We start from the raw sequence: 18,079 nt of genomic DNA, 5'->3' as shown, positions 1-18,079 counted from the left end.
GTTTATAATATAGACCAAATAAAAAATGAATAAAATGAATTGGAGAAATAGTATTGCAATTTTAGTATTAAGTTTAAGTACTTCTACTTTTGCTCAGTCAAATTTATTAAATGCTAAGACACCTGATCAAATCGGGAAAAAAACTGAGGCTGAATTAAGTGCTGATAATGATAAACCTCTACCATATGGTTATGTACATGATAGAGATATCTTAATGGGTAAGCGTATTTGGGAATTCATCGATTTAGATGAAAGAGTTAATTTCCCTTTATATTTCCCAGTTGAAGGTGATGTAATGTCATCTCCAGACAGAAGACCTCTTTACAATGTTTTAGTTAATGGTATTAAAGAAGGTAAGATAACTGAAGTTTATGATTCAAGTTATTTTACTACTAAAAAGACTTTAAAAGATATTGAATCTTCTTTGTTCACTGTTGATACTACAGATGTTGGTCTTGAGCAAATGAATGAAGATTTAGAGGCTTACAGAAAAGGTACTAAAAAAATTGACGCTGAATATATCAGAAAAACTGAAATTGAAGCTTACGATGTTATTGCTTACAAAATTGTAGGTTACTGGTATTTTGATAAAAGACAAGGTGAATTAAAATATAGATTATTAGGAATTTGCCCTGTTATGCCAGACGTTTTCGATAAGAAAAACGGTACTGCTCCTGAAGCATCTGAACCAGTTGAATTATTTTGGGTTTATTTCCCATCAACTAGAGATATTCTTCATGAAGCAAAAGCTTTCAATAATAGAAACTCTGCAATGCCATTTTCTTTTGATCATATGTTAAACGCTCGTCGTTTTAGTGGTATGATTTATTTAGAAGAGAATGTTTACGGTGACCGTAAAATTGCTGACTATATGAAAGAAAACGCTCAAATGCAATTATTAGAATCTGATCGCGTAAAAGAAAAGATTCGTGACTTTGAACAAGATATGTGGAATTATTAATAGTATTTCTCCAATTTCATTTAAAAAACTCTTACCATTTGGTAAGAGTTTTTTAATTTTACACCATGATAGATTTTATTATTGTTGGTAGTGGTCTTGCTGGTATTTCTTTTGCAGAAATAGCTTTGAATGCTAATAAAAGTATTGTTGTTTTTGATGATAATTCTCAACCATCTTCTCGTATTGCTGGAGGTTTATATAATCCTGTTGTTTTAAAGCGTTTTAGTGAAGTTTGGAAAGCTAAAGAGCAATTGGAATTTGCATTTCCACTTTATCATCAAATTCAAGATAAATTAAATGTTGTTTTCGATTTTAAGATTCCAATTTTGAGAAAATTGGCATCTATAGAGGAACAAAACAATTGGTTTCAAGCTGCTGATAAACCTAATTTGTCTCCTTTTTTAAATAGTACGTTAATTACTAAAAAGTATTCATCAATTGATTCTCCATTTCAATATGGTTTAGTAAATGAAACAGGTTATCTTGATATAAATAGCTTGATTTTTTCCTATTTAAATTATCTTAAAGGAATTGATTTATTAAAAAAAGAACGATTTGATTATAGTGAAATTCAGTTTTTCGATGAATATATTGTTTATAAAGATATTAAAGCAAAACATATCATTTTTTCTGAAGGCTTCGGTTTGCATTCTAATCCTTATTTTAATGACTTACCTTTAGATGGTACAAAAGGTGAATTGCTTATCATTAAAGCTAAAGATTTAGATTTAGATGTTGTAATTAAATCAAGTGTTTTTATTCTTCCTATTGGTAACGATTTATACAAGGTTGGAGCCACGTATAATTGGCAAGACAAAACAAACACACCAACAGATGAAGGTAGAGAAGAATTAGTTGAAAAATTAAAAGAAATTATTTCTTGTGATTTTGAAATTGTACAGCATTTTGGAGGTGTTCGTCCTACGGTTAAAGATAGAAGACCTCTTGTAGGAACACATCCTGATTATCTACAATTGCATGTTTTAAATGGTTTAGGAACAAGAGGAGTTATGTTAGGACCTTATTTAGCTAAACAATTATTCGAACATATTGTAAATGGTAAAACATTAGAAAAAGAAATAGATATTGTTAGATGTTATAAAAAAAGCCGAAATAATTAATTTCGGCTTTTTTGTTATCGTAAAGTTGGTTTTTTCTCATCTTTATGTTTTTCCCAATCTTTATCATAGCTTATAAACATGTTGATCCATATGTTGCGAGATAATCTCATGATAACGGGCATGAAAACTACAAGTGTTGCAATAATAATTATGAAATTGGTAATCAAACTTTGTTCACCAATAAAAAAATATGTGATAACAAATGCAGCAACTCCAAAAGCAATTCCTAGTGCATAACTTACATACATGGCACCATAAAAAAACGATGGCTCCATTTTGTATTTTGTTCCACAATGGCTGCAATTTTCGTGCATTTTATAAACATTTGTAACATTATACGGATTTTTGTCTAAATACATGCTTTCTTCTTGGCAAGTTGGACAACTTCCTGTTAAAATACTATTTAATTTGGATCCTTTTTTTAACATTTGCAAAATATTTTACACAAAGGTACAACAAGTAAGTATTCTGAGTGTAACAATTATTACATATAAACGTATAAACTTAGTAAATGCTAAACATACATAATTTATCGGTTTCTTTTGGAGGAACTTATCTTTTTGAAGAAGTAACTTTTCGTTTAGGTTCTGGAGATAGAGTAGGTCTTGTAGGAAAAAATGGTGCGGGAAAATCAACTATGTTGAAAATGCTTGCGGGAGATTTTAAACCAGATAGCGGAACTATTGCAACTGAAAAAGAAGTAAAAATAGGGTTTCTTCGTCAAGATATTGATTTTGTGAAGGGAAGAACTGTTTTAGAAGAAGCTTATATGGCTTTTGAAGAAATTAAAAAAGCCGAATTCCGTATCGATGAAATCAATCATCAATTAGTAACAAGAACCGATTATGAAAGTCAAGAATATTCAGACTTAATTGAAGAATTAAGTGATGTTACACATCATTATGAAGTGCTTGGTGGATATAATTATGTAGGAGATACCGAAAAAATTCTTTTGGGATTAGGATTTAAAAGAGAAGATTTCGATAATCAAACAGATACTTTTTCTGGAGGTTGGAGAATGCGTATTGAATTAGCCAAATTATTATTACAATCGAATGATATTTTACTTCTGGATGAGCCTACTAACCACTTGGATATTGAAAGTATTATTTGGTTAGAAGGGTTTTTACGTAATTTTCCAGGAGTTGTTGTAATTGTTTCACACGATAAAATGTTTTTGGATAATGTTACCAATAGAACTATCGAAATTTCATTAGGGAAAGCTTACGATTTCAGTAAACCGTATTCTGAATACTTAGTTTTACGTCAGGAAATTCGTGAAAAACAATTGGCTACTCAGAAAAATCAGGCTAAGAAAATTGAAGAAACAGAAAAGTTAATCGAGAAATTCAGAGCTAAAGCATCAAAAGCTTCGATGGCGCAATCGCTAATTAAAAAATTAGATAAAGTTGAGCGTATTGAAGTAGACGAAGATGATAATTCGGTAATGAATATTTCGTTTCCGGTTTCTCAAACTCCAGGTAGAGTAGTTGTAGAGGCAGAACATGTTACAAAGGCTTATGGAGATAAGGTTATTTTAAAAGACATTTCTTTATTAGTTGAAAGAGGTAGTAAAGTCGCATTCGTAGGACAAAATGGTCAAGGAAAATCGACTTTTATGAAAGCCATTGTGAATGAATTTGAGTTTCAAGGTTCGATTAAGTTAGGCCACAATGTGCAATTGGGATATTTTGCTCAAAATCAAGCGGAGTATTTAGATGGTGAAAAAACATTATTAGATACAATGCTAGAAGCGGCAACTGATACCAATCGTTCAAAAGTGCGCGATATGTTAGGGGCTTTTTTATTCCGTGGTGATGATGTAGAGAAAAAAGTAAAAGTGCTTTCGGGAGGAGAACGAAATCGTTTAGCACTATGTAAATTGCTTTTACAGCCAATTAATGTTTTGGTTATGGATGAACCAACGAATCACTTGGATATTAAGTCTAAAAACGTTTTAAAAGCCGCTTTACAGCAATTTGAAGGAACATTGTTGCTTGTTTCTCACGATCGTGATTTCTTGCAAGGAATGTCAAATATTGTATATGAATTCAAAGACCAAAAAATCAGAGAATATTTAGGTGATATCAATTTCTTCTTAGAACAGAAAAACGCTATGAATATGCGTGAAATTGAAAAGAAAGATGTTGTAGTGAATGCTCAATCTCAAAATGCGAAAGCTGTAAAAAGTATCTCATACGAAGATCAAAAGAAGGCGAAAGCGCTTCAAAATAAGTTAAGTAAAATTGAAAGCCAAATTCAGCAATTAGAAAAAGCTATTCAAGCAGATGATAAAGCTTTAGCTGCGAATTATGATAAACATATTGAAGATGCTACGTTTTTTGCAGCTTATGAAAAGAAGAAAAAAGAACTAGAACAATTATTAGAAGATTGGGAAACAGTTCAATTAGAAATTGAAATGCTGAACAGTTAATTTTAGCTGCAATACAGAATATTATAACAATTTAAAAACAAGAATAGAATGACTATGATTATAATTATCATGGTCATTTTGTTTTTTCTTAAAAATGTAAAAATATCCGTCTTCATTGCATCAAAATAATAACACTGTAAAAGTGATAAAGTTTTGTGCTCAAATCAATACGACATAAGCCGTATTTTTTTAAATAAGATTGTTTTTCTTGGCTTTTTGAACCGCTTCTAATTTGTTGTGAACTTGAAGTTTTGTATAAATATTTTCAATGTGTTTTCTTACTGTTGAAGGAGATAAAAACAAATTCTCAGCAATGTTTATGTAGTTTAATCCTTTGCTAAGTTGTTCCAAAACATCAATCTCTCGAGCAGAAAGTTTGATGATTTCTTCTTCTTTTTTATTGTTCAAATCGATAGGATTTCTAAGAAGCTTTAATGTTTTTAAAGCAATCGAAGGATTCATTGCAGCACCACCATTTAAAGTATCAACAATTCCCTCGTAAAGAGTTTTTGGATCCACTTCTTTAAGTAAATAGCCATCAGCTCCAGCTTTTATGGCATTAAAAATATTTTCATCATTATCAAAAACGGTTAGCATGATAACTTTGATGTGAGGATATTTATTTTTTATGATTTCGGTGGCTTCAATTCCGTTTAAAACAGGCATTTCGATATCCATCAAAATAACATCAACATTATGATTTGAACTTATTTTAGTAATTAAATCAGATCCGTCAAGAGCCGTGAATTTTATTTGAATATCGTCAAAAAATGATAGTTTTTCCTGAATGGCTTTGATTAGGAATGTATTGTCGTCAACGATAACTGTTTTGATGTTTTTTTGCATTGAAATGAGGCTAATTTATGTTGTTTAAATTATGCAAACTTAAATAGATACTTGTTCCTTGTTTATTAGTTTCAATAGTGAAATCTCCATTTAATTCTTTGGCTCTTTTTTTCATAGAGTTTAATCCATTTCCAATTTCAGTTGTTTCAGTACTAAAACCTTTTCCATTATCTTGAATGATGATTTTAATCTTTCTTTCAACTTCCTTAAAGCTAACATTTATTTGACTTGCATTAGCATGTTTTATAGCGTTATTTACTGCTTCCTGAATTAAACGATAAATATTCATTCCATCTCGCGAAGAAAACGATTTGAAAGATTTAGTGTCAAAGTTAAAATTGAATTCAATTCCGTTTAAAGAAAGTTGGGCATTATCGATAAAATTTGAAATTCTTGTTTTTAAATCTTCAATAGTAATTTCTTCTTTATTCATTGCCCAAATTGTATCGCGTAACTCGTAAATGGTTTCTTTGGTGAATGAACTAATTCGGTTTAATTTATCTTCTAATTTAGGGTTTTCGCCAGCAAATCCATATTTTAAAGAATCTAAAGATGAAATGATAAAGGTTAATTGTGCCCCAATATTATCATGTAAATCTCTAGAAATTTGTAGCCTTTGTTCTTGTAAACGATTTTGAGTTTCAATTTTAAGTAATGCGTCTTTTAATTCGTTTTCTTTTTGCAATTGAAGGGTTTTAATTTTTTGATTTTTTAGCATAAAATACCCAACAATTATTGATAAAATTAAGAGTGAAACAATGATTACAATATAAGTATTTTTAACGGCTAAATCTGCTTTTTGAGTTAAAATTTCCTTTTCTTTTCGTACTGTGTCAAACTCGGTATCAAGTTCTGCTTGTTTTATCCTAAGATTGATATTAGAAATGCTGTCTTTATAAATAGTATAGTTTTTAAAATTATCCAATGCTGTTTTATAATCGGAATTTAATTCGTACAACTCAGATAATTTTTGATAATTGTCTTGGGTTAAATAATTGTAATTGTAAGTTTTACTATAATCGAGAGCTTTGTTGAAATATTCAATTGATTTTTGATGGTCTTTGGTTTCAAAATAGTAGTAACCATAGAAATTGAGGTTTTCTGCAATTCCAATTTTATCATCAATCTCTAATCGAATTTGATAGGCTTTGTCTAAATTTTGTTTCGCTTTAGCAAATTGTTTTAAAGTCAATTGAAGCATTCCAATTTTATTCAAACTATACGGAATTCCAATTTTATCATTCGCTTTTTCTTTTAAAGTCAGCGATTTATTGTAGAACAAAAAAGCACTATCGTACTCTTTTTTCATTTCTTTTAAAACACCATAATTGTCATAAATAGCTCTAAGTTCGTATTCTGCATTGTGTTTTTCACCAATTTTCAAGCCTTTTTGCATGTACAAAATCCCAGAATCTAAGTTGCGTTTTTTTAAATGATAACCATAACTTCCATAAAGCGAGGCAACTTTGTCGTATTGCTTTAATTGATTAAAATAATCAATTGCCATGAAAATATATTTGGATTGTAAATCATACTTATTTTGATAAAAATAACAAAGTGCCATTTTATCATAACTGTTGGCAATACCTAATTTGTAGTTTTGTTTTTTAGCATCGGATAAAATTTTATTGAACAGTTGTAATGACTTGGAAGTATTCGCAACAATGTCATCGTATGGCATATTCAAAACCGAATCTATTTGTTTTGTGGTATAGGTTTGACTCCAGCTAAAAGTAAATAGCTGTGAAATAAATATTGCAAACAGGTATGTTATAGTATTCTTCATTTTAAAATTGGAATCATTGGTACCATAAATGTATAAAATCAAATTTAAAATACGTTTAAATTAATGCAATACATAAATGAGATTGTATACATTCAATAGTAAACAAAGTAAAACGAATAAACTTAAAAGAATTACATGTAACTCTTTCTTTTGACTCATTGATTCGATGGAAAGAAATAATTTAGACATAACTCAGCTTTTATTTGCTAAGTAAAATTCGTTTAAAACTGCACTATTTCCTATACGGCATTTGACGTATTTAAAAAAAGCGAATTGCCAAATGACAATCCGCTTTCGGTAATCAAACTATAAAAAAAACAAATTAATTATTCACTTTTATCTTCTCAACTTTTTTGCCTTTGAAAGCAAAAATGAATTCTCCATCTTCGGTAATGTCTAAACCGTCACCGTATTTTGGACTTCCACCTTTTCCTTTCGATTGAACAGAACCTTTGGTGTCGCCATTTGTCATATCAATTGCATGAAGAATGTTTTTGCTGTTTCTTTGGTCGCGTAAGAAGTAGTTTCCGTTAACATCATAGAAATAATCTACTCCTTTAATTTTCTCAGTTGCATAAGCTCTTGAACCATCTTTTTTGTTGTATGATGCTAATCCTTTTTCAGATAAAACTACCACAGTTTCTCCAAAATCAATTACGTCTTTTGCTTTTCCAACACCAGCATCGTTATGTTTTACATCAAAAATTTGTTTTCCCGAAGCAATGTCATAGCAATAGAATTGATCGCCATCTCCAACAAAAACATTTTTATTTTCATGAATAATGAAATCTGTAATACGTTTGTCAAATCTTTCAGAACGCCATGAAGTAGTTCCTGTTTTGTCATCAATTGCTATTAAGCTATTTTTTTGCGCTTTATAATCCCAGTAAATGTAAGGAACAAGTGAAGTGTAAGTTCCTCCATAAATATTTGGTTGTTGTTCTTTTCTGTACTCTTGAACTTGTACTTTTCCTCCAACTTGAACAATTACTTTATCCCCCGATCTGTAGATATTTGGCATAGAAAAAGCACCTGTAATTTTTTCAGAAGTCCACATGATTTTACCACTTTCTAAATCATGTTTTTGAACGTATTTAGCTCGGTCCCTTCCACCTAACATTACAATGTAAACCGCATTGTTTGTAAATAATGGATCAGCAATTGTTCTGTAATATTTTTTTTGCGTTGTGTTAGAGAACATGCCTCCGTTGCCACCATCCATGTCGTTTTCATAGATCGATTCCCAAAGTTTTTGTCCTGTATTGATATTGAAAACTTGTAATCCATCCAAATACATGTAAACTTTATCACCTTTAATCCATAAATCTAAGATGGCTCTTCTGGTAACTAATTCTTTTTCTACCGTTCCCATGAAAGTGTTTTCCCAAATGATTTCACCATTATTCGCGTTTAATTTCACCATCTGATTTTTGAAACCTGCAAACAAAGCTCCTAAAGCCGTTGGTTTAAAGTTCACCATGATGATTTCATTCTTTTTAGCATCGTAAATGTATTTTCCAACACCACCTTTGAAACGATTGGTTTCCCAAATTTTTTCTCCCGTATTGGCTTTTACTAAAATTACAGAAGCTTTTTGAGAAATTAAAAACGCATCCAATTCGTAAATGTATTTTACAGTTTCTAATTCCCCTTGGTCAGCACCGTCTTCCGATTTTGTTCCTTTTGGAAGTAAATTTTGGTATTGTTCTGAATTCCATAATTCTTTTCCTGAAGCAATATCAATTACAGCAACTCGGTCAGTTCCCATTTTTCTTTCGTCAAACAAGAACAAATAACCTCCATTATCTTTCCAAATAACGAATTGAAATTCACATTTATTCGTTTTGTTGGTGGTAATATTTTTGTAATCGCCATTCCAAATTAGCTTTCCTTCACCATTTAATACTGAAGCAGAGTTGTCATCAGTTCCTAAAATATAAGAGCCATCATTGTTGTTTACAGCTAATCGAGTGGCTTTGTTTCCAAATTCTGATTCCCAAACCGTAGTAAGACTTCCTGATTTTTTTGAACCTCCACTTCCTTTTACTTTGTCTAATAACTTCCCAAATTGAGCAGTTGCAGGAGTAGTTCCTACTATTGCTACAAGGAGAGAATACATAATAATTGATTTTTTCATGAGTTTAGTTTTTAGTGTTAAAATGTAATGTTGTATCTAATTTTGTATCTTTTTTTCTTCTCTAATTTGAATTTGAATTTGTGAGTAAGAATGTATTCCGACATAAAGTTGATAAAATCGATGTCTTTGATTGTGCTATCTACTTTGAAAAAAGTAGCAACTTTTCCGCTCTGAATTACAGTAATGTCAATAGTCATGTCGCCTGTTACTTCAGAAAATTTCTTGTTTTTCTTTTTAATAAAATCAGGAGATTGAAATACTTCGTGCATTTCGGATATAACCATTTCTGAAACAGTTTCTTCGTCTGTAAGAACAGGTCTTTGAGACCATATTGATTCGCTGTAAAAAAGATTAATCACAAGCAATACAAAGGCGATTCTTATTTTCATAAATATTTTTATTTAATAAGTTTACCTGTATCTTTATCTAAAGATAAATCCAATGCTGTTTTATAAAGGCGTAAAGAACTAATTAAGGATTTTTGTGTAAATCCGCCTTCCGTCCAAAAATAATAGAAATAAGTAATGGTGTTTGTACTTTCTGAATAGTAAACTTTAATTAACGCTACTTCAGCATTTAATTTGTTTACTAATTCTAAAGCATCTTTTTTTGAAGTACCATCTACAAGATTATAAACGCTACTAAAGGTTACGAATCTTTTGTTGGCGTCAATATCAAGATAAACACTATAGGTGTTTTTAATTTTTATATAAGTGTCCTTAACCTCTAATACTTCTATATAAGCATTGTCGCAAGTTTCTTTTAATAAAGATGGTGTAACTTCCGATGCATTAACTAATTTTTGAGCTGTTGCGAATTGAACAGAAAAGAATAAAACAAATAGATAAAAAACGAGGATAATTTTAAAGTTTTCATAAGAGTGATTTTTTATAATTATTGATAAATCAAAATTCATAAAAAACGAAAACTTCTGAAATACGACAATTGACGTATTTTAACAAAATTTTATAAAAGGATATTGATTTTTAATGGCTTTGATTTTTAAATCGAGTTGATTTAAGAATTTCTGATGACTTTCTGTATTCGGATTAAACGGACGATGTTGCAATCCTTTTTGAATAGAACAAATTTCATTCATCAACCCAAACACTGATTCAGAAACATAATTTTCAAAGAATTGAATCCAAATATAATCGATTGCAGTTTGATTCGGATGCAGCATATCTTCTGCATAAAAACGATAATCGCGCAATTCGTCCATCATAATTTCGTAGGCTGGGAAATAATTAACCAATTGATTGTTTTTGATAATTTTATGAACAGCCGAAATTAAATGTGCTTTACTCAATGTGTTTTCTGTAAAACCATCTTTTATATGACGAACAGGCGAAACCGTGAATGTAAAATTACAATTCGGATTAATAGCATGTATTAATGAAATGCAATTTTTCAAGCTTTCCTCGGTCTGTTCTGTAGTAAGTAATTCTTTTGTGAATTCTTTTTGTGGTACTTTATGGCAATTGGCAACTATTCCGTTTCTGTCAGACTGAGCTTGTCGAAGTCGATACACCCAAGATGTTCCTAGTGTAATAATTATATGAGTTGCATCCTTTAATTGTTGATGAGTTGAATAGATTAAATGATTTAGCGATTTTAAAAACACTTCTTTATCAGGATGTGATAATTCAGAATGTACTTCAAAACAATGCCACAAATTGTTATGAAAAAAAACATCTTCTTCAGTAAAATAACTTTTTGTGACACTTCTGCGAATTAGTTTTTCTAATGAAACCGCATTGAATATAATTCCAAAAGGATTAACAATGGTTTGAAATTTAAAGTATTGAAACTTATCTCCTATGTTTTCAGCAAAACAAGAACCTAACAACACTATTTTTGAAGTATAGTTAATTGGATTTTCACTTTTAGAAATCGGTATTTGTGTTCTGAATTGCATACAAGATATTTTATTCAAAAATACTGATTTTTATTCCAAAACCATTTAATGAATTGCGGCTACTTTTTCAATTGTTATTATCACTATTTTTGCATTTCAAAAATTGCACTTTATGAAATTACTATATTCTTACATTATTAAGCACAAACTTTTATTGTTTTTTGCTTTGGTAATGGCTACAATTAATATTTGTTTTAGTTTGTCCGATTCAATTATCACTGGTAAATTAATGCAAGATTGTGGTGTTGGCTTGGCAAAATACAAAGGAAACGAAATGGGTTTTATTAAAGCCGTTTCTTTTTGGTTGGGATTGTCACTTGGTGCCGCTATGATTTCTCGAATCACCAAAAATTTCCAAGATTATTTTACCAATATTGTTATTCAAAGAACGGGTGCCGAAATGTACACAGATGGTATCAAGAAATCATTAGACTTGCCGTTTGAGGAATTTGAAGACCAACGAAGTGGTGAAACATTAAGTAAGTTAACAAAGGTTCGTTCCGATTCTGAAAAGTTAATTACTCTTTCTATTTCATTAATTTTTCAAACTATAATCGGATTTGTTTTTGTAATTGTTTACGTGGCTAAAATTGACTCAAGAATATCTTTGATATTTTTAGTTACTGCTCCAATTATTGCTTTAGTAAGTTCGTATTTAGGAAAGAAAATTAAAGTTGTTTCTCGGAAAATTGTAACGCAAACCAATTCTTTGGCAGGTTCTACAACAGAAAGTTTACGTAACATCGAGTTGGTAAAAAGTTTAGGATTAACCCAACAAGAAGAAAAACGTTTAAATCTAAATACGCTTAAAATTTTACAACTTGAATTGCAAAAAATAAGATTTATTCGAAGTTTGAGTTTTATTCAAGGAACAACTGTTCACTTTTTAAGAACCTGTGTTGTTTTTACCTTGTATTATTTCTTATTCGGAGAGAAAATTTTGGTTGGCGATTTGCTAACTATGGTTTTCTTTACCTTCTTTATTTTTGGACCACTTCAAGAATTGGGTAATTTTATCATTACGCTAAATGAAACAAAAGTTTCAATGGAGAACTTTAAAGCCTTGTTAAATGCTCCAAAAGAATTTCGTCCTAGTAATCCTAAGAATATTGGAGCAATTACACATTTGCATTTCTCAAATGTTTCTTTCCAACATAAAACAGCCGGACAAAAAGCTGTTGAGAATATCAACTTCAATATCAAAAAAGGGGAAACCGTTGCTTTTGTTGGTCCATCAGGTTCAGGAAAAACAACTTTGGTAAAACTATTAGTTGGATTATATCCACCACAAGAAGGACAGGTTTTGTATAATAACACCGATTCTAAAGAAATTGACTTGTTAGATTTAAGAAAGCAATTGGGATTTGTAACGCAAGATGCTCAGTTGTTCTCAGGAACTATTAGAGAAAACTTGTTGTTTGTAAAGCCAAATGCAACTGATGAAGAATTGTATGATGTAATGAAAAAAGCGAGTTGTCAAAAGCTTTTAGATCGTGCCGATGATGGTTTGAATTCTACAATTGGTGAAGGAGGAATAAAAGTTTCAGGAGGAGAAAAACAACGTTTGTCGATCGCAAGAGCTATTCTACGAAATCCTAATTTATTAATTTTTGATGAGGCAACTTCGGCTTTAGATTCTATAACGGAAGAAGAAATTAATGAAACGATTCGAGCAATTTCAGATCATAGTAGAATTACGGTTTTAATTGCTCATCGATTGTCTACGGTTATGCATGCCGATAGAATTTTTGTTTTAGAGCAAGGTAAAATCATCGAGGAAGGTAAACATGATGACTTAGTGGCCGAAAAAGGATTGTATTATGCTATGTGGCGCCAACAAATAGGTGAGAGAAAATAAAAAAAAATCCCGATAAGTAATTATCGGGATTTTTTTATTCTAATTAATTATAAAAATATTGAGCAGTAGTTACTTCAAATCCAGTTTCAGTTGATGTAACGGGATAATCATTACTATTATAAGTATATGTTGTAGAAATATCTTCAAAATCAGTTGAGTCATCTTCTTGAATAATATTACGTAATACACCAGTACCTTCTTGATTACAAAAATTTATTTTATCAAATCCAGTTACATTTTTAAATGGGTTGTTTTTATCGTCATATGAATATGTTATTGTTTTACCATCTGAAAATGAAATTTGGTTTACTTCACCATTTGAAAAAGTAATTGTTGCAGTTCTGTCTAAATTAGTCTGAGAGAATGCATCGCCAGAATAATAATTTACAGATACAGATCCGTTTGCATTATAAGTATATGTTTCTTTGTTACCCCAGTCAGTGTCAATATTGTCAATTAAAATGTAGGTAGTTACTTTCCCGTTTCCATCATACTGATAAGTTTCGGTTTGTAATAATGTATTTGATTCGTAGTACTTGACTTGAGTTATTAAATCGTTTGTGTAAGTAAATTCAAAACGTCCGTCATCATCTGTCATTCGAACCAATTTAGTTCCTGAATATTGGAATTCTGTTGTTAATGTGCTGTTGTCTTCAAAGGTTTCAATGATTTTAGTTAATAAAACCGAACTTGAAGAGTTGTTTGAATCTTCATCGTTTGAACAAGACGTTAAAGTAAGTGCAACTGCACTAAAAAGATAAAGTAGTTTTTTCATTTTTTTAATTTGATAATTATGTTGCTAATATAAAAAAAAACCTATAAAACTTATGAGTTGAGTAGGTTTTTTATTATATAATTTTATTACTATTTCAAAAACTCAACAGCTTTTTCAAGTGCTTCTTTGATTCCGTCAACGTTTTTACCACCAGCAGTTGCAAAGAAAGGTTGACCACCACCACCTCCTTGGATGTATTTTCCTAGTTCACGAACCACTTGTCCCGCGTTTAGGTTTTTACTAGCTACTAATTCTTTAGAAACATAACAAGTTAACATTGGTTTTCCTTCTTCAGCAGTAGCTAAAACTAAGAATAAATTAGTTTCGTTGTTTCCTAATTCATAAGCCAAATCTTTTGCTCCTTCAGGGTTTAAATCTACCTGAGTTGCTAAGAATTTAACTCCGTTTATTTCTTGTATTTGAGTGGCTAATTCACCTTTAAGGTTTTTTGCTTTTTCTTTTAATAATTGCTCAATTTGTTTTTTCAATTTAGCATTGTCGTCTTGTAAAGCAACAACAGCTTTCATTGTATCTTGAGGGTTTTTTAATACTTCTTTGATTTCAGCTAATGTATCTTCTTGATTTTTATAAAAATCTTTCACCGCATCACCAGTAATTGCTTCAATACGACGAATGCCCGAAGCTACAGCTCCTTCTGAAACAATTTTGAAATGCCAAATGTCAGCACTATTTTTCACGTGAATTCCTCCACATAATTCTTTACTATCTCCAAATTCAATCATACGAACATTATCGCCATATTTTTCACCAAACAACGCCATTGCACCTTTGTCTAATGCTTCTTTGATTGGGATATTTCTATGTTCTACTAATTGTAATTGTGCTTCAATTTGTGCATTTACGCTTGCTTCTACTTGACGTAATTCTTCATCCGTTACTTTAGAGAAGTGTGAAAAGTCGAAACGCAAATAATTTGGATTTACTAACGAACCTTTTTGTTCAACATGTGTTCCTAAAATTGTTCTTAAAGCCAAATGCATCAAATGCGTAGCCGAGTGATTTTTAGAAGTCGAAGTTCTTAAATCAGTATTTACTTTTGCTACAAATCCAGCTTCCAAATTCTCAGGAAGTTGTTTTGCAAAATGTAATATTAAGTTGTTTTCTTTTTTAGTGTCGATAATTTCGATGGTTTCATTAGCCGAAACTAAAGTTCCTTTATCACCAACTTGTCCACCACCTTCTGGATAGAATGGTGTAGCGTCTAAAACAATCTGGTATAAAACCCCATCTTTTTTAGAATCAACTTTACGGATTCTTGTGATTTTAACATTGTTTTCCGTTTGGTCATAACCAACAAATGTTTCTACGTTTCCTTCAATTAAAACTTTCCAGTCGTCAGTAGTTACTTCTGAAGCGGCACGAGAACGTGCTTTTTGTTTTTGTAATTCTGATTCAAACTCAGTTTCATTGAACGAATAACCTTTTTCTTTTAAAATTAAAGCCGTTAAGTCTTTCGGGAAACCAAAAGTATCATACAATTCGAATACTTTTTCTCCCGAAACTTCTTTTCCAGCTGTTTCAGCAACTACTTTATCTAATAATTGTAATCCATGCTCTAAAGTTCGTAAGAAAGAAGCTTCTTCTTCACGGATTACATTGGTGACCAATTGTTGTTGCGATTTAATCTCAGGGAAAAATTCACCCATTTGATTCGCTAACACTTCAACTAACTTGTTGATGAATGGTTCTTTTGTTCCTAAGAATGTAAATCCGTAACGAATAGCACGACGTAAAATTCTTCGAATTACGTAACCAGCACCTGTGTTTGATGGCAATTGTCCATCAGCAATAGCAAATGCTACCGCACGAACGTGATCTACAATTACACGAATTGCAATATTCGTTTTGTTTTGTTCTTCTGATATATTTTTAACTTCGTTTGAAGTATATTTTAATCCCGTAATTTCCTCAACTTTTGCGATAAGCGGCGTGAAAACATCTGTATCATAATTTGAAGTTACGTTTTGCATTGCCATACACAAACGCTCAAATCCCATTCCAGTATCAACGTGTTGTGCTGGTAATTTTTCTAAAGAACCATCAGCTTTACGATTGAATTCCATGAATACGTTGTTCCAAATTTCTACTACTTGCGGATGATCAGCATTAACTAAATCTCTTCCTGAAACAGCAGCACGTTCTGCATCGGTTCTTAAATCGATATGAATTTCCGAACAAGGACCACACGGACCTTGATCTCCCATTTCCCAGAAGTTATCTTTTTTATTTCCTAAGATGATTCGGTCTTCAGAAACATATTGTTTCCAAATATCAAATGCTTCTTGGTCAAACGGAACATTCTCAGCAGGATTTCCTTCAAAAACAGAAACATACAAACGGTCTTTGTCTAACTTTAAAACTTCGGTAAGAAATTCCCAAGCCCAAGCCAATGCTTCTTTTTTGAAATAATCGCCAAAAGACCAGTTTCCTAGCATTTCGAACATCGTGTGATGGTAAGTATCAAAACCTACATCTTCTAAATCATTATGTTTTCCTGAAACACGAAGACATTTTTGCGTGTCGGCTATTCTTGGGCTTTTTGGAGTTCCATTGCCTAAGAAAAATTCTTTGAATTGTGCCATTCCCGAGTTGTTGAACATTAAGGTTGGGTCGTCTTTTAAAACGATTGGCGCAGAAGGAACAATTAAATGTCCTTTGGATTCAAAAAAGTTAAGGTATGCTTTACGAATGTCTTGCGATTTCATTATCAATAATTTAGTTCTGATTTTTACTGTTTAATGGTTTGAGGAAAATAAACCGATGATTTTAAAAAATATTCCAACTAAAAATAAAATAGCTTTAAAATGAAACATTTCTTAAATTTGTTCGTATAACCTATGTCAACCAATAAATTTGGCACAAAAATAGTATATTTTCATTTATGTCGAAGGTAAAATATTATTACGATTCAGAAAATTTAGCGTATAAACGAATTCAGACGAGAAAAAGGAAGAAATTTGGTTATGTTGTTCTGTTTTTATTGTCTTCGGCACTATTTGGATTCTTAATTTTCTTGTTGCTTATCAATACAAGTTATTTTGAAACTCCAAAAGATAAAATTCAAGCCCGTGAAATTGAAGCGTTAGCTTTAAACTATAAAGTTTTGAATAAGAAGATTGACTTAATGAATGAAGTTTTAGCTGCTATTGAAAATAGAGATAACAATATTTATCGAATTTACTTTAATACCTCTCCAATTTCTGAAGAAGAAAGAAAAGCAGGTTTTGGAGGTGTAAATCGATACAAAGATTTGCAAGGGTATAACAATTCTGAACTTATAGAAAATACAACAAAACGAGTAGATGTTTTAACTAAAGAATTGGTTATTCAATCAAAATCGTTAGATGAAATTGTGGCTTTAGCAAAGCAAAAAGAAAAATTATTAGCGGCAATTCCGGCAATTCAACCTGTCAAAAACGAAGATTTAAAACAAATGGCTTCGGGATATGGATATCGAAGTGATCCATTTACAAAAATTAGAAAGTTTCATTACGGAATGGATTTTACAGCAAGAACAGGAACGCCAATTTATGCTACTGGTGATGGCGTTGTTTATAAAGCAGATGCATCGTTATCAGGTTATGGAAATCATATTGAAGTGAATCATGGATTTGGATATAAAACATTGTACGCGCATTTGAGTAAATACAATTGTAGACCTGGTCAACGTGTGAAAAGAGGTGATATTATTGGCTATGTAGGAAGTACGGGTAGAAGCCAGGCACCACATTTGCATTATGAAGTATTTAAAAATGGCGAACGAGTAAATCCGTTGAACTTTTATTATGGAAGTATTTCGGCTAAAGAATATATTGAAATTTCTAAATTAGCGAACCAAGAAAACCAATCATTAGACTAATGCATTTAGAATTAGCACCAAATAAACGATATTATAGCATTGGCGAAATTGCCAAAGCATTTAATGTAAACGCTTCTTTAATACGTTTTTGGGACAAAGAATTTGATATTCTGAAACCAAAGAAAAACGCAAAAGGAAATCGAATGTTTACACCAGAAGATGTAAAGAATTTACAATTGATTTATCACTTGGTAAAAGAACGCGGCTTTACATTAGAAGGTGCAAAAACACATTTGAAAGAAGGTCAGAAAAAAACGCTTGATAAATTTGAAATCATAAGCAAATTAGAAGCCATTAAAGCACAATTGAACACAATTAAAAATCAACTATAAACAACAATAAACTTTAAAAATTAAACAAAAT

At 31.0% G+C, this 18,079-nt stretch carries 15 protein-coding genes; 6 read left to right on the top strand and 9 right to left on the bottom strand.

Annotated elements, in window-relative coordinates:
* The first annotated feature begins 34 nt into the window (after window positions 1–34).
* Both porN and LOS89_RS10390 read left to right on the top strand, forming a co-directional pair.
* Window positions 35–961 carry a type IX secretion system ring subunit PorN/GldN gene (gene porN / locus LOS89_RS10395; RefSeq protein ID WP_231835185.1) on the top strand — a complete coding sequence of 309 codons (927 nt, stop codon included), beginning with the start codon at window positions 35–37 and terminating at the stop codon, window positions 959–961.
* Window positions 962–1,026: 65 nt separating this feature from the next.
* The gene (locus LOS89_RS10390; protein WP_231835184.1) at window positions 1,027–2,082 is read left to right on the top strand and encodes an NAD(P)/FAD-dependent oxidoreductase; all 1,056 of its coding nucleotides are present in this window, start codon (window positions 1,027–1,029) and stop codon (window positions 2,080–2,082) included.
* 14 nt (window positions 2,083–2,096) lie between these two features.
* Here the strand turns inward: LOS89_RS10390 and LOS89_RS10385 are convergent, their stop codons facing one another.
* Window positions 2,097–2,510, bottom strand: a complete 414-nt coding sequence (locus LOS89_RS10385) for a DUF983 domain-containing protein (RefSeq protein WP_231835183.1) — start codon at window positions 2,508–2,510, stop codon at window positions 2,097–2,099.
* A gap of 83 nt (window positions 2,511–2,593) precedes the next feature.
* Here LOS89_RS10385 and LOS89_RS10380 point away from each other — a divergent pair, with 83 nt between their 5' ends.
* Complete coding sequence (locus LOS89_RS10380) at window positions 2,594–4,516, top strand: ABC-F family ATP-binding cassette domain-containing protein (RefSeq protein ID WP_231835182.1); 1,923 nt, start codon at window positions 2,594–2,596, stop codon at window positions 4,514–4,516.
* 189 nt (window positions 4,517–4,705) lie between these two features.
* Here the strand turns inward: LOS89_RS10380 and LOS89_RS10375 are convergent, their stop codons facing one another.
* The 6 genes from LOS89_RS10375 to LOS89_RS10350 all read right to left on the bottom strand — a co-directional run bounded on the left by LOS89_RS10375 (window position 4,706) and on the right by LOS89_RS10350 (window position 11,203).
* Window positions 4,706–5,362 (bottom strand): response regulator transcription factor, encoded by a 657-nt coding sequence (locus LOS89_RS10375; protein ID WP_231835181.1) that lies wholly within the window; start codon window positions 5,360–5,362, stop codon window positions 4,706–4,708.
* A 10-nt stretch (window positions 5,363–5,372) separates the two neighbouring features.
* On the bottom strand, window positions 5,373–7,148 hold the full coding sequence (locus LOS89_RS10370) for a tetratricopeptide repeat-containing sensor histidine kinase (protein ID WP_231835180.1): 1,776 nt from the start codon (window positions 7,146–7,148) through the stop codon (window positions 5,373–5,375).
* Between the two features lie 322 nt (window positions 7,149–7,470).
* Window positions 7,471–9,285: an outer membrane protein assembly factor BamB family protein gene (locus LOS89_RS10365; RefSeq protein ID WP_231835179.1), complete on the bottom strand. Its 1,815-nt coding sequence runs from the start codon at window positions 9,283–9,285 to the stop codon at window positions 7,471–7,473.
* A 17-nt stretch (window positions 9,286–9,302) separates the two neighbouring features.
* Window positions 9,303–9,674: a hypothetical protein gene (locus LOS89_RS10360; protein ID WP_231835178.1), complete on the bottom strand. Its 372-nt coding sequence runs from the start codon at window positions 9,672–9,674 to the stop codon at window positions 9,303–9,305.
* Between the two features lie 8 nt (window positions 9,675–9,682).
* Window positions 9,683–10,201, bottom strand: coding sequence for a YbjN domain-containing protein (locus LOS89_RS10355; RefSeq protein ID WP_231835177.1), 519 nt, complete (start codon window positions 10,199–10,201; stop codon window positions 9,683–9,685).
* Between the two features lie 39 nt (window positions 10,202–10,240).
* Window positions 10,241–11,203 (bottom strand): GSCFA domain-containing protein, encoded by a 963-nt coding sequence (locus tag LOS89_RS10350; RefSeq protein ID WP_231835176.1) that lies wholly within the window; start codon window positions 11,201–11,203, stop codon window positions 10,241–10,243.
* A gap of 112 nt (window positions 11,204–11,315) precedes the next feature.
* Between LOS89_RS10350 and LOS89_RS10345 the strand changes: the two genes are divergently transcribed.
* On the top strand, window positions 11,316–13,061 hold the full coding sequence (locus LOS89_RS10345; protein ID WP_231835175.1) for an ABC transporter ATP-binding protein: 1,746 nt from the start codon (window positions 11,316–11,318) through the stop codon (window positions 13,059–13,061).
* Between the two features lie 43 nt (window positions 13,062–13,104).
* Here the strand turns inward: LOS89_RS10345 and LOS89_RS10340 are convergent, their stop codons facing one another.
* Both LOS89_RS10340 and alaS read right to left on the bottom strand, forming a co-directional pair.
* Complete coding sequence (locus LOS89_RS10340; RefSeq protein ID WP_231835174.1) at window positions 13,105–13,836, bottom strand: hypothetical protein; 732 nt, start codon at window positions 13,834–13,836, stop codon at window positions 13,105–13,107.
* Window positions 13,837–13,925: 89 nt separating this feature from the next.
* Window positions 13,926–16,562, bottom strand: coding sequence for an alanine--tRNA ligase (alaS, locus tag LOS89_RS10335; protein WP_231835173.1), 2,637 nt, complete (start codon window positions 16,560–16,562; stop codon window positions 13,926–13,928).
* A 176-nt stretch (window positions 16,563–16,738) separates the two neighbouring features.
* On the opposite strand from alaS, the gene LOS89_RS10330 reads away from it, so the two are divergent.
* Entirely contained in the window at window positions 16,739–17,716 is a 978-nt protein-coding gene (locus tag LOS89_RS10330) for a M23 family metallopeptidase (protein ID WP_231835172.1), read from the top strand.
* The gene (locus tag LOS89_RS10325; RefSeq protein WP_073580604.1) at window positions 17,716–18,048 is read left to right on the top strand and encodes a MerR family transcriptional regulator; all 333 of its coding nucleotides are present in this window, start codon (window positions 17,716–17,718) and stop codon (window positions 18,046–18,048) included. The genes LOS89_RS10330 and LOS89_RS10325 overlap by 1 nt, the downstream gene beginning before the upstream one ends.
* Window positions 18,049–18,079 lie beyond the last annotated feature (31 nt).

Origin of the sequence: Flavobacterium channae (assembly GCF_021172165.1) — a bacterium.
GTDB classification, from domain to species: domain Bacteria; phylum Bacteroidota; class Bacteroidia; order Flavobacteriales; family Flavobacteriaceae; genus Flavobacterium; species Flavobacterium channae.
This window is presented reverse-complemented; position numbering and strand designations above follow the sequence as displayed.

Excerpts from the sequence above, each read along its gene's own strand:
- porN (WP_231835185.1), top strand. The coding sequence starts at position 35 with ATGAATTGGAGAAATAGTATTGCAATTTTAGTATTAAGTTTAAGTACT.
- LOS89_RS10390 (WP_231835184.1), top strand. The coding sequence starts at position 1,027 with ATGATAGATTTTATTATTGTTGGTAGTGGTCTTGCTGGTATTTCTTTT.
- LOS89_RS10385 (WP_231835183.1), bottom strand. The coding sequence starts at position 2,510 with ATGTTAAAAAAAGGATCCAAATTAAATAGTATTTTAACAGGAAGTTGT.
- LOS89_RS10380 (WP_231835182.1), top strand. The coding sequence starts at position 2,594 with ATGCTAAACATACATAATTTATCGGTTTCTTTTGGAGGAACTTATCTT.
- LOS89_RS10375 (WP_231835181.1), bottom strand. The coding sequence starts at position 5,362 with ATGCAAAAAAACATCAAAACAGTTATCGTTGACGACAATACATTCCTA.
- LOS89_RS10370 (WP_231835180.1), bottom strand. The coding sequence starts at position 7,148 with ATGAAGAATACTATAACATACCTGTTTGCAATATTTATTTCACAGCTA.
- LOS89_RS10365 (WP_231835179.1), bottom strand. The coding sequence starts at position 9,285 with ATGAAAAAATCAATTATTATGTATTCTCTCCTTGTAGCAATAGTAGGA.
- LOS89_RS10360 (WP_231835178.1), bottom strand. The coding sequence starts at position 9,674 with ATGAAAATAAGAATCGCCTTTGTATTGCTTGTGATTAATCTTTTTTAC.
- LOS89_RS10355 (WP_231835177.1), bottom strand. The coding sequence starts at position 10,201 with ATGAATTTTGATTTATCAATAATTATAAAAAATCACTCTTATGAAAAC.
- LOS89_RS10350 (WP_231835176.1), bottom strand. The coding sequence starts at position 11,203 with ATGCAATTCAGAACACAAATACCGATTTCTAAAAGTGAAAATCCAATT.
- LOS89_RS10345 (WP_231835175.1), top strand. The coding sequence starts at position 11,316 with ATGAAATTACTATATTCTTACATTATTAAGCACAAACTTTTATTGTTT.
- LOS89_RS10340 (WP_231835174.1), bottom strand. The coding sequence starts at position 13,836 with ATGAAAAAACTACTTTATCTTTTTAGTGCAGTTGCACTTACTTTAACG.
- alaS (WP_231835173.1), bottom strand. The coding sequence starts at position 16,562 with ATGAAATCGCAAGACATTCGTAAAGCATACCTTAACTTTTTTGAATCC.
- LOS89_RS10330 (WP_231835172.1), top strand. The coding sequence starts at position 16,739 with ATGTCGAAGGTAAAATATTATTACGATTCAGAAAATTTAGCGTATAAA.
- LOS89_RS10325 (WP_073580604.1), top strand. The coding sequence starts at position 17,716 with ATGCATTTAGAATTAGCACCAAATAAACGATATTATAGCATTGGCGAA.